This window comes from Paramagnetospirillum caucaseum, from assembly GCF_000342045.1.
Classification (GTDB): domain Bacteria; phylum Pseudomonadota; class Alphaproteobacteria; order Rhodospirillales; family Magnetospirillaceae; genus Phaeospirillum; species Phaeospirillum caucaseum.
In genome coordinates, this window is sequence record NZ_AONQ01000003.1 from 48,653 (window position 1) to 62,649 (window position 13,997).

11 protein-coding genes are annotated in these 13,997 nt (G+C 68.7%); 6 read left to right on the plus strand and 5 right to left on the minus strand.

Annotated features, from left to right (window positions below; translation table 11 throughout):
* Nucleotides 1-75 precede the first annotated feature (75 nt).
* Nucleotides 76-2,517 carry a sensor domain-containing protein gene (locus H261_RS01885; RefSeq protein WP_040475589.1) on the plus strand — a complete coding sequence of 814 codons (2,442 nt, stop codon included), beginning with the start codon at nt 76-78 and terminating at the stop codon, nt 2,515-2,517.
* On the opposite strand, the gene H261_RS01890 is transcribed toward H261_RS01885, so the two are convergent.
* Nucleotides 2,477-3,241: a 16S rRNA (uracil(1498)-N(3))-methyltransferase gene (locus H261_RS01890; protein WP_008613709.1), complete on the minus strand. Its 765-nt coding sequence runs from the start codon at nt 3,239-3,241 to the stop codon at nt 2,477-2,479. The two genes, H261_RS01885 and H261_RS01890, sit on opposite strands and share 41 nt — an antisense overlap.
* Nucleotides 3,242-3,342: 101 nt before the next feature.
* Here H261_RS01890 and def point away from each other — a divergent pair, with 101 nt between their 5' ends.
* From def to truA, 3 genes are read left to right on the plus strand one after another with little or no spacing between them, the layout of a single operon-like run.
* Nucleotides 3,343-3,855: a peptide deformylase gene (gene def / locus H261_RS01895; protein WP_008613711.1), complete on the plus strand. Its 513-nt coding sequence runs from the start codon at nt 3,343-3,345 to the stop codon at nt 3,853-3,855.
* Nucleotides 3,852-4,781 carry a methionyl-tRNA formyltransferase gene (gene fmt / locus H261_RS01900; protein WP_008613713.1) on the plus strand — a complete coding sequence of 310 codons (930 nt, stop codon included), beginning with the start codon at nt 3,852-3,854 and terminating at the stop codon, nt 4,779-4,781. Before def ends, fmt begins: the two co-directional genes overlap by 4 nt.
* Nucleotides 4,781-5,551 carry a tRNA pseudouridine(38-40) synthase TruA gene (gene truA, locus H261_RS01905; RefSeq protein ID WP_008613714.1) on the plus strand — a complete coding sequence of 257 codons (771 nt, stop codon included), beginning with the start codon at nt 4,781-4,783 and terminating at the stop codon, nt 5,549-5,551. The genes fmt and truA overlap by 1 nt, the downstream gene beginning before the upstream one ends.
* Here truA and H261_RS01910 read toward each other — a convergent pair.
* Both H261_RS01910 and H261_RS01915 read right to left on the minus strand, forming a co-directional pair.
* The gene (locus tag H261_RS01910) at nt 5,499-6,965 is read right to left on the minus strand and encodes a glycosyltransferase 87 family protein (protein ID WP_040475590.1); all 1,467 of its coding nucleotides are present in this window, start codon (nt 6,963-6,965) and stop codon (nt 5,499-5,501) included. The two genes, truA and H261_RS01910, sit on opposite strands and share 53 nt — an antisense overlap.
* A gap of 103 nt (nt 6,966-7,068) precedes the next feature.
* Nucleotides 7,069-10,533 (minus strand): pyruvate carboxylase, encoded by a 3,465-nt coding sequence (locus tag H261_RS01915; protein WP_008613716.1) that lies wholly within the window; start codon nt 10,531-10,533, stop codon nt 7,069-7,071.
* A 147-nt stretch (nt 10,534-10,680) separates the two neighbouring features.
* Between H261_RS01915 and H261_RS01920 the strand changes: the two genes are divergently transcribed.
* Complete coding sequence (locus H261_RS01920) at nt 10,681-11,457, plus strand: FCD domain-containing protein (RefSeq protein ID WP_008613717.1); 777 nt, start codon at nt 10,681-10,683, stop codon at nt 11,455-11,457.
* Complete coding sequence (locus H261_RS01925; protein WP_008613727.1) at nt 11,457-11,894, plus strand: nucleoside deaminase; 438 nt, start codon at nt 11,457-11,459, stop codon at nt 11,892-11,894. The genes H261_RS01920 and H261_RS01925 overlap by 1 nt, the downstream gene beginning before the upstream one ends.
* Before the next feature lie 4 nt (nt 11,895-11,898).
* Here the strand turns inward: H261_RS01925 and H261_RS01930 are convergent, their stop codons facing one another.
* Nucleotides 11,899-12,375, minus strand: a complete 477-nt coding sequence (locus H261_RS01930; RefSeq protein WP_040475591.1) for a TNT domain-containing protein — start codon at nt 12,373-12,375, stop codon at nt 11,899-11,901.
* A 95-nt stretch (nt 12,376-12,470) separates the two neighbouring features.
* Complete coding sequence (locus H261_RS01935; RefSeq protein WP_008613731.1) at nt 12,471-13,991, minus strand: UbiD family decarboxylase; 1,521 nt, start codon at nt 13,989-13,991, stop codon at nt 12,471-12,473.
* Nucleotides 13,992-13,997: the final 6 nt, after the last annotated feature.

Genomic DNA, 13,997 nt, shown 5'->3' on the forward strand with positions numbered 1-13,997 from the left:
GACTAGACGGATCAGCCGCCCGGCCTTATCCGTAGACGAAAGGAATGGAAGGCTGGTGAGGGGGTGCCGGTTCCCATGGACGTAAGGCAGACCATCAAGGCACTGTTCGACAACGCGGTCGATGCGGTCTGCGCCCATCGCGACGGCGTCGTGGTTGCCGCCAATCCTGCCTATGCCCGCCTGTTCGGCTATGACGTCGCCGACGACATGGCGGGCCACCCCATCATCGAGACCCTGGCCCCGGAGGAGCATTCCAGGGTTGGCGAGATCATCCGCCGCCGCGCCGCCGGCGCGGATGTCGCCCCGGTCTACACCGCCAAGGGCCTGCGGCGGGACGGCAGCCGCTTCGACCTGGAAATCGGCGCCTCGGTCTTTCAGATGGATGGGGAAAGCTACTTCATCGCGGTGCTGCGCGACGTCTCCGAGGCGGAGGATTCGAAGCGGCGGCTGACCGAGAGCGAGGAGCGCTTCCGCAACCTGTTCATGATGTCGCCCGACCCCACCTGGATCATCCAGGACAACCGGTTCGTCGAGTGTAATCAGGCGGCGGTGAACATCCTGGGATACCCGGACGCCGATTCGCTGAAGAACGTCCATCCGTCCGAGCTGTCGCCGGACGCCCAGCCCGACGGCGAATCCTCGTTCGCCAAGGCCGAGCGGATGATGGGCCTGGCCATGGCCAACGGCTTGCACCGCTTCGAATGGGCGCACCGGCGCCACGACGGCAGCGTCTTTCCCGCCGAGGTGACCCTGTCGGCCACCCTGCTGCAGGGCCGGCCCTCCATCTACTGCACCTGGCGCGACATCACCGAGCGCCACCAGGCCGAGGCACAGATGCGGCTGGCCGCCGGCGTGTTCGATTCCACCCACGAGGGCATCGTCGTCACCGACACCAACGGCATCATCCTGTCGGTCAATCCCGCCTTCACCCGGATCACCGGCTATGCCGGCTGCGAGGTGATCGGCAAGACCCCCGCCGTGCTGAAATCCCACCGCCAGGATCGGAACTTCTATCGCGCCATGTGGGACGATCTGCTGAAGAAGGGGGAATGGCGGGGCGAATTGTGGAACCGGCGCAAGGATGGCGAGGCCTATCTGGAATGGCTGACCATCAGCGCGGTGGCCGGGCCGGACGGCAAGCCGTCGCGCTATGTGGCGGTGTTCTCCGACGTCACCGAGCTGCGGCGCAAGGACGACCAGATCCGCCATCAGGCCTATCACGACGCCCTGACCGGCCTGCCCAACCGTTTCCTGCTGGCCGACCGCCTGGACCACGCGCTGGAGGTTTCGCGCCGGGTCCAGACCCAGGTGGCGGTGCTGTTCCTCGACCTCGACCGCTTCAAGGTGATCAACGACAGCCTGGGCCATCACGAGGGCGACAAGCTGCTGGTCGAGGTGGCCCGCCGCGTCGGCCAGACGGTGCGCCGGAGCGACACCGTCTCGCGCCTGGGCGGCGACGAGTTCGTGGTGGTGCTCTCCAGCTTCAGCGACACCACCGAGGTGGCCCTGGTGGCGGAGAAGATCATCGCCGCCCTGGCCCGTCCCCTGCGGCTGGCCGGCAAGGCGGTGCATTCGGGCACCAGCATCGGCATCGCCGTCTTTCCCCAGGACGGCGAGGACGCCGCCACCCTGCTGAAGAACGCCGACACCGCCATGTACCAGGCCAAGGCGGGGGGGCGGCGCTGCTTCCGCTTCTTCGACCGCTCCATGAACGAGCACGCGGTGCGCCGTCTGGAGCTGGAGGCGCAGTTGCGCCAGGCCATCGATTCCAACCAGCTGGAGTTGCACTACCAGCCCAAGGTGCTGGTGGAGACCGGCGGGCTGGCCGGGCTGGAGGCGCTGCTGCGCTGGAACCATCCCGAGCAGGGGCGGATTCCCCCCATGGAATTCATCCCCCTGGCCGAGGAGACCGGGCTGATCATCCCGCTCAGCTATTGGGTGATCGAGGAGGCCTGCCGCAAGCTGGCCAAGTGGCGCAAGGGCGGCGCCGACGTCAAGGTGGCCATCAACCTGTCGGCCCGGCAGTTCCACGACGAGAAGCTGCCGCAGCGGATCGAGGCCATCCTGCAGCGCAACAAAGTGCCGGGCAGCGCGCTGGAAATCGAGCTGACCGAGGGCGCGGTGATGGACGATCCCGGCCGGGCCATCGTCATCCTGCAGCGGCTGCGCGCCCTGGGCCTGCGCGTCTCGGTCGACGATTTCGGCACCGGCTATTCCAGCCTGGCCTATCTCAAGCGCTTCCCCATCAACGCGGTGAAGATTGACCGCTCCTTCGTCATGGACCTGCCCGGCGATGCCGAGGACGCGGCCATCGTCCGCGCCATCCTCGACCTCGCCCGCGCCCTTAACCTGGACGTGGTGGCCGAAGGGGTGGAAACCGCCGAACAGCTGGACTTCCTGGCCCAAGCCGGCTGCGGCCAGGTCCAAGGCTATTACTTCAGCCCGCCGCGCCCCGCCGCCGAACTGGACGCGTGGATCAGCAAGGCGTCCTGGGCGTACTCCCCCAATCGCCCCTGATAGCCTGCACCACAGCCAGGGCGGCAATGGCTGCGGTCTCGGCCCGCAGGATGCGCGGCCCCAACCCCACGGCGCGGGCGAAGGGCTGGGCGGTGATCAACCGGCGCTCCCCGTCGTCGAAGCCGCCCTCCGGCCCGACCAGCAGGGCGAGCGGGCCGGGCGGCAATCCGGTCAGCACCTGGGTCAGGGGCGGGCCGCCGCCGCCCTCGTCGAGGAACAGCAGCACCCGTTCCGCCGGCCAGCCGGCCAGTACCTTGTCCAGGGCGGCGGGCTCGGCCAGGTCGGGGACAGTCAGGCGTTCGCACTGCTCGGCGGCTTCCGTCAGGTGGGCGCGCAGCCGCTCGATATTGACCCGCCCGGCATTGGTGCGCCGGGTGAACACCGGCCAAAGGCGGGAAACGCCCAGTTCGGCCGCCTTTTCCACCACCAGATCGGTGCGGTCCTTCTTCAAGGGCGCGGCCAGCAGCCAGAGGTCGGGCTCGGGCGTCTGGGGCCGGGTCCGGCGCTCCGGCACCAGGGCGGCGCCGGCCTTGGCCAACGCGGCGATGCGGGCCAGCCACTCGCCGTCGGCACCGTTGAACAGCAACACCATCTCGCCCGGTTCGGCCCGCATCACCGCGGCGAGGTAATGGGTCTGGTCGCGGGTCAGCGCCACGGCGACGCCCGCCGCCAGCGGGGCCGGGACGAACAGGCGGAAACGGGGGCGGGATGCGGAATCGGTCATGACTTCCTTTTACGCCGCCGGCCGCCGATGGGGAAGCACGCTTGACCTCGCCCGCGACCGGGCCTATGTCGGACGGTAGAGAGTCCATCGAAGGTTCCGCCATGGCCGTGCTGCCCATCCTGACCGCGCCCGATCCGGTGCTGAAGTCCAAGTCCAAGCCCGTCGCCGCCGTGGACGACCGTATCCGCGCCCTGCTGGCCGACATGCTGGAGACCATGTACCACGCCCCGGGCATCGGGCTGGCGGCGCCGCAGATCGGCGTGCTGGAACGGGTGATCGTCATGGATATCGGCCGCAAGGAAGAGGACCGCGACCCCATCCGCATGGTCAATCCCGAGATCGTCTGGGCGTCGGACGAGGACAACACCTACGAGGAAGGCTGCCTGTCGGTGCCCGAGCACTATTCCAACGTGGTGCGCCCGGCGGCGGTCAAGGTCCGCTATCTCGACGAGACCGGCGAGAAAAAGGAAATCCACGCCGACGGCCTGCTGGCCACCGTGGTGCAGCACGAGATGGACCACCTGGACGGCATCTTGTTCATCGACCACCTGTCGTCGCTGAAGCGTAACATGATCCTGCGCAAGCTGCTCAAGGCCCGGAAGGACGCGGAATGAAACTGGTGTTCATGGGGACGCCGGACTTCTCGGTCCCCATCCTGGACTCGCTGATCGAGGCCGGGCACCAGGTGGTCTGCACCTATTCCCAGCCGCCCCGGCCCGCCGGGCGCGGCCACAAGGAACAGCCGACCCCGGTCCACGCCTTCGCCCACCAGCGCGGCATTCCCGTCCGTACCCCCAAAAGCCTGAAATCCCCCGAGGCTTGCTCCGAGTTCGCCGCCCTGGACGCCGACGTGGCGGTGGTGGCGGCCTATGGCCTGATCCTGCCCCAGGCGGTGTTGGACGCGCCGCGCCTCGGCTGCCTCAACGTCCACGCCTCGCTGCTGCCGCGCTGGCGCGGCGCGGCGCCCATCCAGCGGGCCATCCTGGCCGGCGACCATGAGACCGGGGTCACCATCATGCAGATGGATGCCGGACTGGACACCGGGGCCATGCTGCTCAAGGAAAGCATCCTGCTGCTGCCCGACACCACGGCGTCCTGGCTGCACGACATGCTGGCCGCCATGGGGGCGCGGATGATCGTCGATGCGGTGGGCCGGCTGGAGGCCGAGGAACCTCTGCCCGCCACCCCCCAGCCGGCAGAGGGGGTGACCTACGCCCACAAGCTGGCCAAGGAGGAGGGCCTTCTCGACTGGAGCCGTCCGGCGGTGGAGCTGGACCGCAAGGTTCGCGCGCTGAACCCCTGGCCCGGCGTGTGGTTCGAGATGGGAGGCGAGCGCGTCAAGGTCATCGAGGCGGCGGTGGTCCCCGGCGCGGGCCCGCCGGGCACCGTGCTCGACGGCCAGCTGACCGTCGCCTGCGGCAAGTTCGCCCTGCGTCCCCTCAAGGTCCAGCGGGCCGGCAAGGCGGCCATGACCGTTTCCGAGATGCTGCGCGGCCATGCCATCCCCAAGGGCACGGTGCTGGCCCAGAGCGCCCGGTAATGCCCCGCTACCGCCTGCTCGTCGAGTACGACGGCACCCCCTTCAACGGCTGGCAGCGCCAGGACAAGGGCCTGTCGGTCCAGGGCGTGCTGGAAAAGGCCGTCGAGAAGCTGTGCGGCACCCCCTGCACCATCAATGCGGCGGGACGCACCGATGCCGGAGTGCACGCCACGGGACAGGTGGCCCATGTGGACCTGCCCCGCGATTATCCCGCCGATACGGTCAGGGACGCGCTCAACTACCACATGAAACCCAAGCCGGTGGCGGTGGTGGCCGCCGAGAAGGTCGGAGACGACTTCCACGCCCGCTTCTCGGCGATTGGGCGGGCCTATCTCTACCGCATCGTCAACCGCCGCGCCCCGCTGGCGCTGGAACAGGACCGGGCGTGGTGGGTGCCGGTGGCGCTGGATGCGGATTCCATGGCCGAGGGGGCGAGGCGGCTGCTCGGCCACCACGACTTCACCACCTTCCGCGCCTCGGAATGCCAGGCCAAGAGCCCCATGAAGACCCTGGACGTGCTGGACGTCACCCGGGTGGGCGAGGAAATCCGCATCGTGGCGGAGGCCCGCTCGTTCCTGCACCATCAGGTGCGCAACATGGTCGGCACCCTGAAGCTGGTGGGCGAGGGCAAGTGGAGCCCCGACGACATGGGCCGGGCGCTCGCCGCCCGCGACCGCACCAAGGGCGGCCCCACCGCCCCGGCGGCGGGTCTGGTCCTCACCGGGGTGACGTATCCCCCTTCGGGCGATAGAAGCGGCCCGACAGGCTGACCCGGTCGATCACGTATTCCTCGCGCAGCACCTGGAACACCTCGTCCTGGAAATCCTTCCAGCGGGCCGGCATCTCCTGGGCCCCCGGATTGGCGTCCTCGGGATGCCTGGGCGGATCGAGGATCTGCACCACGGCGATCTCGTGGCGGCGCAGCATGCCGGTCAGGGTATCGGCGGGCAGGCGGCCCATGGTCATGGCCTGCAGCATGTTGATGGGGTCGTAGAAGGCTGGCTTCCCCGCCCTGAGGCACAGCAGGTGCGATTGGCACAGCGCGGTGCCGGGAATGGACCTCACATAGGCGACCTCGTCGCGGAACAGGGCCATGTGGTCTTGCGCCTCGCCCGCCAGGTCGACGCCGATGCGCCCCAGGCTGAGCGGCGCGTAGAACAGCACGCCGGCATTGACCAGCAACGCCATCGCTGGCCGCGCCCGGGGAAAGGGGGCAAGGCGCAGCACCAGCCCGGCGCCCGCCGCCAGGGCCACGTAGACGTCGAAGAAGACGTTGACGTCGGTTCCCGCCCCGCCCGAGAAGAAAATGCCGAAGGCCAGCGCCGCCCCGAGATAGGCGAGGATCAGGCCGGCCGGCCGGGTGCTGCGCGCCGCGATCAACCCGATTCCCACCAGGGCCATGGGCGCCTGGAACTGGCCGAGGATTTCGACGGTGAACAGGAACGACCGGCTGACCTCCCAGGTGCGGGACGCCAGCAGTTGGGTGAAGAAGGCGCCGTTCGAGGACAGCCACAGCAGCCCGCCGCTCAGGCCGGCCAGGGCGAGGCCGGTGAGGAAGAAGCCCAGCCGGGCGCGGGCCGGGCCGCGCAGCAGCACGTCCAGGCCGACCAGCAGCGGCAGGCAGATCAGGTTGTGCTTGACCAGCACCCCGGCCGAGAACAGCAGGGCGGCCAGGGCGGCGCGGCGCGCCCCCGCCGTTCCGCCCAGATGGACGGCCAGCCCCCACAGGACCAAGGCCTGGCCCAGCAATTGCGGATTGTTCTTGCCCACGTAATCGGTGACCAGGGCGGCGAAGAACAGGGCGCAGGTGACGGCGCCGAACCAGCCGTCGAGCCTTGATCCCCCCGCCGAGCGGACGATGGAGCGCACCGCCAGGCAAAGCGCGATCACCGACGCGAAGGAGGCCAGCCGCCCGGCCATGTTGACGTCGCCGGTCAGGTGCGACAGGGCGCCCACCAGATAGAACGACAGCGGCGGGTAGTTGTTGAAGAAATAGGGCGAGCCGGTGTCGTAGAGCGGCAATCCGGCGGCGGCGCGCAGCTGGAGATAGGCGTTCCAGCCCTCGGTGTTGTCGATCTCGTAATCCCAGAAGATGCGGGCCAGGGGATAGGCGAGCAGCACCAGGGCCAGCCCGGCCAGGGCGTGGACGGTCAGCCTGTAGGACCGCTCGGCATCGCCGCTCACATCATTCCCCCCGCGCATCGCTCCTCCGTTCCCGACGGATTCGCCCTTCCGGAGCGGAGTGCCACAGAAGCTTCGGCCACGCAAGCGGGATGCGGGCGTCCCCTTATCCCCCCAGGATCACCAGCAGGTCCTTGGCCTCCACCTGGGTGCCGGGGGTGACCGCCACCGAGGCGATGGTGCCGGCCCGTTCGGCCCGCACCGCCGTTTCCATCTTCATGGCCTCGATGGAGACCAGCAGGTCGCCCTTTTCCACCATCTGCCCGGCATGGATGGCGACGCTGACCACCAGGCCGGGCATGGGGGCGCCCACATGGTCGGCGTTGCCGGGTTCCGCCTTGGGCCGCGCCGCCCTGGCGGGGGCTACCTTGCGGTCGAACACCCTGACGGTGCGCGGCTGGCCGTTCAGCTCGAAGAACACCTTGCGCGAGCCGTCCTCTTCCGGCTCGGCGGTGGCGAGGTAGCGGACGATCAGGCTCTTGCCCTTCTCCAGGTCGATGCTGATCTCCTGGCCGGGCTGCATGCCCCAGAAGAACACCTCGGTGGGCAGCGCCGAGACGTCGCCGTACTGGCGCTGGTGGGCGGCGAAATCGGCGAACACCTTGGGATACATCAGGTACGAGGCCAGTTCCGCCTCGGACAGCTTGCGCCCGGCCTTCTTCTCGGCCTCCTCCCGGGTGGCGGCAAGGTCGGCGGGCGGCAGCACCGCGCCGGGCCGCACCGTGATGGGCTTGGCCGCTCCCAGAACCTTCCTTTGCAAGGCCGCCGGGAAACCGCCCACCGGCTGGCCGAGATCGCCCCTGAAGAACGACACCACCGATTCGGGGAAGGCGATCTCCTTGTCGGGGTCCAGCACGTCGTCGGGCGAGAGGTTGCTGGTCACCATCATCAGGGCCATGTCGCCCACCACCTTGCTGGTCGGCGTCACCTTGACCACGTCGCCGAACATGGCGTTCACGTCGGCATAGGCCTTGGCCACCCAGTCCCAATGCTGCTCGACGCCCAGGCTCCGGGCCTGGGCGCGCAGGTTGGTGTACTGGCCGCCCGGCATTTCGTGCCCGTAGACCTCGGCGGTGCCCGAGCGGATCTCCGCCTCGAAGGGGGCGTAAAGGGTCCGCACCCCTTCCCAATAGCGCGACAGGCCGTTCAGCGCCCCCTGGTCCAGGCCGGGGTCGCGGTCGTGACCGGCCAGGGCGGCGCAGATGGAGCCCAGCGGCGGCTGGCTGGTCAGCCCGCTCATGGAATCCATGGCGGCGTCCACCGCGTCCACCCCGGCGTCCACCGCCGCCAGCACGCTGGCCGCCGACAGGCCCGAGGTGTCGTGGGTGTGGAAGGCGATGGGCAGGCCCACCTCCTGCTTCAGGGCCTTGACCAGCGCCGCGATGGCGCGCGGCCGGGCCAGGCCGGCCATGTCCTTGATGCCCAGAACATGGGCGCCGGCCTTCTCCAGCGCCTTGGCCATGGTCACGTAGTACTTGAGGTCATATTTGGGCCGGGCGGCGTCAAAGATGTCGCCGGTATAGCAGATGGCCGCCTCGCAGACCTTGCCGCTCTCGCGCACCGCCTCGATGGCCACATGCATGTTGTCGACCCAGTTGAGCGAGTCAAAGACGCGGAACACGTCGACGCCGTTTTCCGCCGCCTGGGCGACGAAATGCCTGACCACGTTGTCGGGGTAGTTGGTGTAGCCCACCGCGTTGGCCGAGCGCAGCAGCATCTGCAGCAGCAGGTTGGGCATGGCGTTTCGCAGGGCTCTAAGACGCTCCCACGGGTCTTCCCGCAGGAAGCGCATGGCCACGTCGAAGGTGGCGCCGCCCCAGCATTCCACCGAGAACAGGCCGGGCAGCAGCCGGGCATAGGCCGGCGCCGCCGCCAGCATGTCGTGGCTGCGCATGCGGGTGGCGAACAGCGACTGGTGGGCGTCGCGCATGGTGGTGTCGGTGACCAGCACCCTTTTGCTGTCCCGCATCCACCGGGCCAGGCCCTCAGGCCCCAGCCGGTCCAGCAACTGCTTCGAGCCGGCGGGGGGCTCGGCCGCGGGGACGGGCGGCAAATCGGGGCGGTGGCCCAGCAAGGGGCGCTTCAGGCCCATTACGTCCGGGTTGCCGTTGACCATCACGTCGCCGACGAAGGACAGCACCCTGGTGGCGCGGTCCTTGCGGTCCTGGCGGGCGAACAGTTCCGGCGTCTCGTCGATGAAGCGGGTGGTGTAGGCGCAGCCCACGAACTTGGGATGCTCGATCACCGCTTCCAGGAAGGTCAGGTTGGTGGCGACGCCCCGGATGCGGAACTCGCGCAGCGCCCGGTCCATGCGGGCGATGGCCTCTTCCGGGGTGGGCGCCCAGGCGGTGACCTTCTCCAGCAGGGAATCGTAGTGCCGGGTGATCAGCGCCCCGGAAAAGGCGGTGCCGCCGTCCAGCCGGATGCCGAAGCCGTTGGCGCCGCGATAGGCGGTGATGCGGCCGTAATCGGGAATGAAGTTGTTGGCCGGGTCCTCGGTGGTGATGCGGCACTGGATGGCGTGGCCGTTCAAGGGAATGTCGGCCTGCCGGGGCACGTCGGAACCCGGGGCGCCGATGGGCGCGCCGCCGGCGATCCTGATCTGCGCCTTGACGATGTCGATGCCGGTGACCACCTCGGTCACCGTGTGCTCCACCTGGACGCGGGGATTGACCTCGATGAAGTAGAAGGCCCCCGTCTCCATGTCCATCAGGAACTCGACGGTGCCGGCGTTCTCGTAGGCGGCGGCGCGGGCCAGGCGCACCGCCGTCTCGCACAGCTCGGCCCGCCGCTGGCCGTCGAGATAGGGGGCCGGGGCGCGTTCGACCACCTTCTGGTTGCGGCGCTGTACCGAGCAGTCGCGCTCGTAGAGATGGACCAGATTGCCCTGGGAATCGCCCAGGATCTGCACCTCGACATGGCGCGCCCGGCGCACCAGCTTTTCCAGGTAGACCTCGTCGTTGCCGAAGGCGGCCTTGGCCTCGCGCCGCGCCACCGCCAGCATTTCCTCCAGTTCGCTCTCGGCCTCGATCACCCGCATGCCGCGCCCGCCGCCGCCCCAGCTGGCCTTGAGCATCAGGGGATAGCCCACCGCCTGGGCTTGGCGCTTGCATTCGGCCAGATCGGCGGGCAGCGGACCGGTGGCCGGCATCACCGGCACTCCGGCCTTCTGCGCCAGCTCGCGCGCCGCCACCTTGTTGCCCAGCAGGCGCATGACGTCGGAGCCGGGGCCGACGAAGGCCATGCCCGCCGCCCGCACCGCATCGGCGAAATCGGGATTTTCCGACAGGAAGCCGTAGCCGGGATGCACGGCGTCGCAGCCGGCTTCCTTGCCCACCCGGATCATCTCGTCGATGGCGAGATAGGCCTCGATGGGGCCCTTTCCCTTGCCGATCAGGTAGCTTTCATCCGCCTTGAAGCGGTGGAGCGCGAAGCGGTCCTCGGTGGAATAGACCGCCACGGTGCCCAGCCCCAGTTCGGTGGCGGCGCGGCAGATGCGGATGGCGATCTCGCCGCGATTGGCGACCAGCAGCTTGCGGAAAGGGGGGTTGCCCGAGGCGGAGGGGATCATGGTTCACCACATTGATCATTGATGAAGCGTTGGATAAATCTTTTTACCACTCTTGTAAACAGGCGCTTTGAGCTTACCATTAATCAGAGGCGTCTTTACACGAGCGGAAGGTGGGGGTAGACAAAACCAGCATATAGAGGGCAGCACATGACGGAACCGATCAGGCCGGCCAAGCTGGCCGACACCATCGCCGACCACCTGGAACAGCTTATCCTCGAAGGAAGCCTGCGGCCAGGAGAACGCCTGCTGGCCGAGCGCGAGCTGGCCCAGCGCTTCGACGTCTCGCGCCCCTCCCTGCGCGAGGCGCTGGAGAAGCTGGAAAAGCGCGGCCTGCTGAAATCGGGGCGCGGCGGGGCGACCTTCGTGGCCCCCCTGCTGGGCGAGGGCTTCACCGAGCCCCTGTATTCCGCCCTGGCGTCGCGGCCGGAGACCACCTTCGACTATCTGGAGTTCCGCCGCTTCGTCGAGGGCTCGGCCGCCTATTTCGCGGCGCTGCGCGGCACCGACGTGGACCGCGACCTGATCCGCGAATGCTTCGAGAAGATGGAAGCCGCCCACCAGCAAGACGATTCCAGCGACGAGGCCGAATCCGACGCCGATTTCCATCTGGCGGTCTACGAGGCGTCGCACAATCTGGTCATGCTGCACATCATGCGCTCGCTGTCGGACATGCTGCGCAAGGACGTGTTCTACAACCGCGCCAAGCTCTATCAGCGCCAGGGGGTGCGGGAATTGCTGCTGGAGCAGCACCGCGCCGTCTACCTGACGGTGATGGCCGGCGATCCCGACGCCGCCAAGGCCGCTGCCGAGGCCCATATCGACTTCACCCGCGACGCCCTGACCGAGATCGCCAAGGCCGACGCCCGGCTGGAGGTATCGCTCCGCCGCATCGCCAAGACCGATCTGGTGACGGCCAAGCGCTGATGGCCGGCTTCATGGCCCAGGCCCTGGCCGAGGCAGCGGCCGCCGGCACCCGCGGCGAGGTGCCGGTGGGTGCGGTGATCGTCCGGGACGGCCGGGTGATCGCCCGGGCCGGCAACCGGGTCGAGGAACTGGGCGATCCCACCGCCCACGCCGAGATGCTGGCCATCCGCGCCGCCACCGCCCCCGGCGACCGGCGGCTGGAGGATTGCGACCTCTACGTGACCCTGGAACCCTGCCCCATGTGCGCGGCGGCCATCTCCCTGGCCCGCGTGCGGCGGCTGTATTTCGGCGCCTACGATCCCAAGGGCGGCGGCGTCGAGCACGGCGCCAAGGTCTTCGACCATTCCACCTGCCACCACCGCCCCGAAATCTATGGTGGGCTGGAGGAGAGCCGCGCCGCCCTCCTCCTGCGGGATTTCTTCGCCGCCCGGCGCTGATGCCTCAGCCGCAGGACGGACGCCCGGCCTCCGCCACCTCGATCGCCCCTTCAGCCAGCAACTGGGCGGCGGTGGCGGTGGTGCGGAACTGAAGGGCGCCGCCCTTCTGGTCGAACCAGGCCGGAGTCCTGCCCGACCAGGCCACCAGCGGCTTGACCACCCGGTAGCTGAAATAGGCGGCGCTGACGCAGTCGTAGGGCAGGGCCCGGGTCGAGAAGGCGGTGCCCTGCGGATTGAACCGGGTTCCCGTCTCGCAGCCGAAGCGGTCGATCACCATGCCGGGCGGCAGCACCACCGTGGTGGAGATCTCGGTGCTCCACTCGTGGACCGGCCAGCGCAGGTTGCCCCTGCCGTCCTTCCAACGGCTGGAGATGTCGGGACGGATATCGGCGACGCTACAGCCGGCCATGGCCGGACCGCCCGCCAGCGGCAGGCCCAGCCCGGCAAGGACAACAGCGGTCAGCAACAATCGCGTGCGCATGGATCATTCTCCCCCAGGCCCATTCCTTGGGGAGGATGATGCCTCGAACGGCGATCGCAGTCACGTCACATGCAACTATATAATGTGGCGAGTTGTTAGGGCTTGCGCCATATGGGCACCCCACTTCCGGGCAGGCCGTACTCCGCCCAGCGCTGGCTGACCCGGTCCACCACCTCCTGGTCCATGCGCAGCTTGACGCCCCATTCCCGGTGGGTTTCCGGCGGCCACTTGTTGGTGGCGTCCAGGCCCAGCTTGCCCCCTAGGCCCGATTCCGGGCTGGCGAAGTCCAGGTAGTCGATCGGGGTGCCCTCCACCACCGTGATGTCGCGGGCCGGGTCCATGCGGGTCGAGATGGCCCACATGACGTCCTTCCAGTTGCGCGCGTCGATGTCGTCGTCCACCACGATGACGAACTTGGTGTACATGAACTGCTTGAGGAAGCTCCAGATGCCGAACATCACCCGCTTGGCGTGGCCGGGATAGGCCTTCTTGATGGACACCACGGCGATGCGGTAGGAGCAGCCCTCGGGCGGCAGCCAGAAATCGACGATTTCCGGGAATTGCTGCGCCAGCAGCGGGATGAACACCTCGTTCAGCGCCTCGCCCAGCACGCTGGGTTCATCCGGCGGCCGTCCGGTGAAGGTGGAGAGGTAGATGGGGTCCTTGCGCATGGTGATGGCCGAGACGCGGAAGACCGGGAAGTCCTCCACCGAGTTGTAATAGCCGGTGTGGTCGCCGTAGGGGCCTTCCGGGCCGCTCTCGTCGAGCATGACGTGGCCTTCCAGCACGATCTCGGCCTCGGCCGGCACCTTCAGCGGCACCGTCTTGCACTCCACCAGCTCCAGCTTCCTGCCGCGCAGCAGACCGGCGAACTGGTACTCGGACAGGGTCTCGGGCACCGGGGTCACCGCGGCGATGATGGTGCCGGGATCGGCGCCGATCACGATCGCCGCCGGCATGGGCTCCGTCTTCTCCTTGGCCCAGCGCTGGAAGTGCTGGGCGCCGCCCCGGTGCTTCAGCCAGCGCATCAGGGTGGTGTTCCTGCCCGTCACCTGCATGCGGTAGATGCCCAGGTTGAAATTGTCGCGCTTGTCGTCGGCGGGATTTGGCCCCTGGGTCACCACCAGCGGCCAGGTGATCAGCGGCGCCGGCTCGCCCGGCCAGCAGCCCTGGATGGGCAGTTGCGACAGGTCGACGTCGCCGCCCTTCAGCACCACTTGCTGGCAGGGCGCCGAGCCCACCGTCTTGGGCCGCATGGCCATCACCGTCCGGGCCAGCGGCAGCATCTCCAGAGCTTCCCGCCAGCCGCCGGGCGGCTCGGGCTGTTTCAGGAAGGCCAGGGTCTCGCCCACTTCCCGCAATTGGGCCGGCTCGCGGTCCATGCCCCAGGCCACCCGCTCCACCGTGCCGAACAGGTTGACCAGCACCGGCATGCCGTAGCGGGAGCCGTCGGGCCGCACCACGTTCTCGAACAGCACCGCCGGGCCGCCCTCGGCCAGCAGGCGGGTCTGGATCTCGGTCATCTCCAGATGGGGCGATACCGGCGCGCTCACCCGCTTCAGCCGGCCGGCCTTTTCCAGGCGGGTGACGAAGTCGCGCAGGGATTCGTAGGGCATGGGGGC

What these genes read in the sequence shown, in the direction of transcription:
- H261_RS01885 (WP_040475589.1), top strand. Translation starts at nt 76, where the DNA reads ATGGACGTAAGGCAGACCATCAAGGCACTGTTCGACAACGCGGTCGAT.
- H261_RS01890 (WP_008613709.1), bottom strand. Translation starts at nt 3,241, where the DNA reads ATGACCGATTCCGCATCCCGCCCCCGTTTCCGCCTGTTCGTCCCGGCC.
- def (WP_008613711.1), top strand. Translation starts at nt 3,343, where the DNA reads ATGGCCGTGCTGCCCATCCTGACCGCGCCCGATCCGGTGCTGAAGTCC.
- fmt (WP_008613713.1), top strand. Translation starts at nt 3,852, where the DNA reads ATGAAACTGGTGTTCATGGGGACGCCGGACTTCTCGGTCCCCATCCTG.
- truA (WP_008613714.1), top strand. Translation starts at nt 4,781, where the DNA reads ATGCCCCGCTACCGCCTGCTCGTCGAGTACGACGGCACCCCCTTCAAC.
- H261_RS01915 (WP_008613716.1), bottom strand. Translation starts at nt 10,533, where the DNA reads ATGATCCCCTCCGCCTCGGGCAACCCCCCTTTCCGCAAGCTGCTGGTC.
- H261_RS01920 (WP_008613717.1), top strand. Translation starts at nt 10,681, where the DNA reads ATGACGGAACCGATCAGGCCGGCCAAGCTGGCCGACACCATCGCCGAC.
- H261_RS01925 (WP_008613727.1), top strand. Translation starts at nt 11,457, where the DNA reads ATGGCCGGCTTCATGGCCCAGGCCCTGGCCGAGGCAGCGGCCGCCGGC.
- H261_RS01930 (WP_040475591.1), bottom strand. Translation starts at nt 12,375, where the DNA reads ATGCGCACGCGATTGTTGCTGACCGCTGTTGTCCTTGCCGGGCTGGGC.
- H261_RS01935 (WP_008613731.1), bottom strand. Translation starts at nt 13,991, where the DNA reads ATGCCCTACGAATCCCTGCGCGACTTCGTCACCCGCCTGGAAAAGGCC.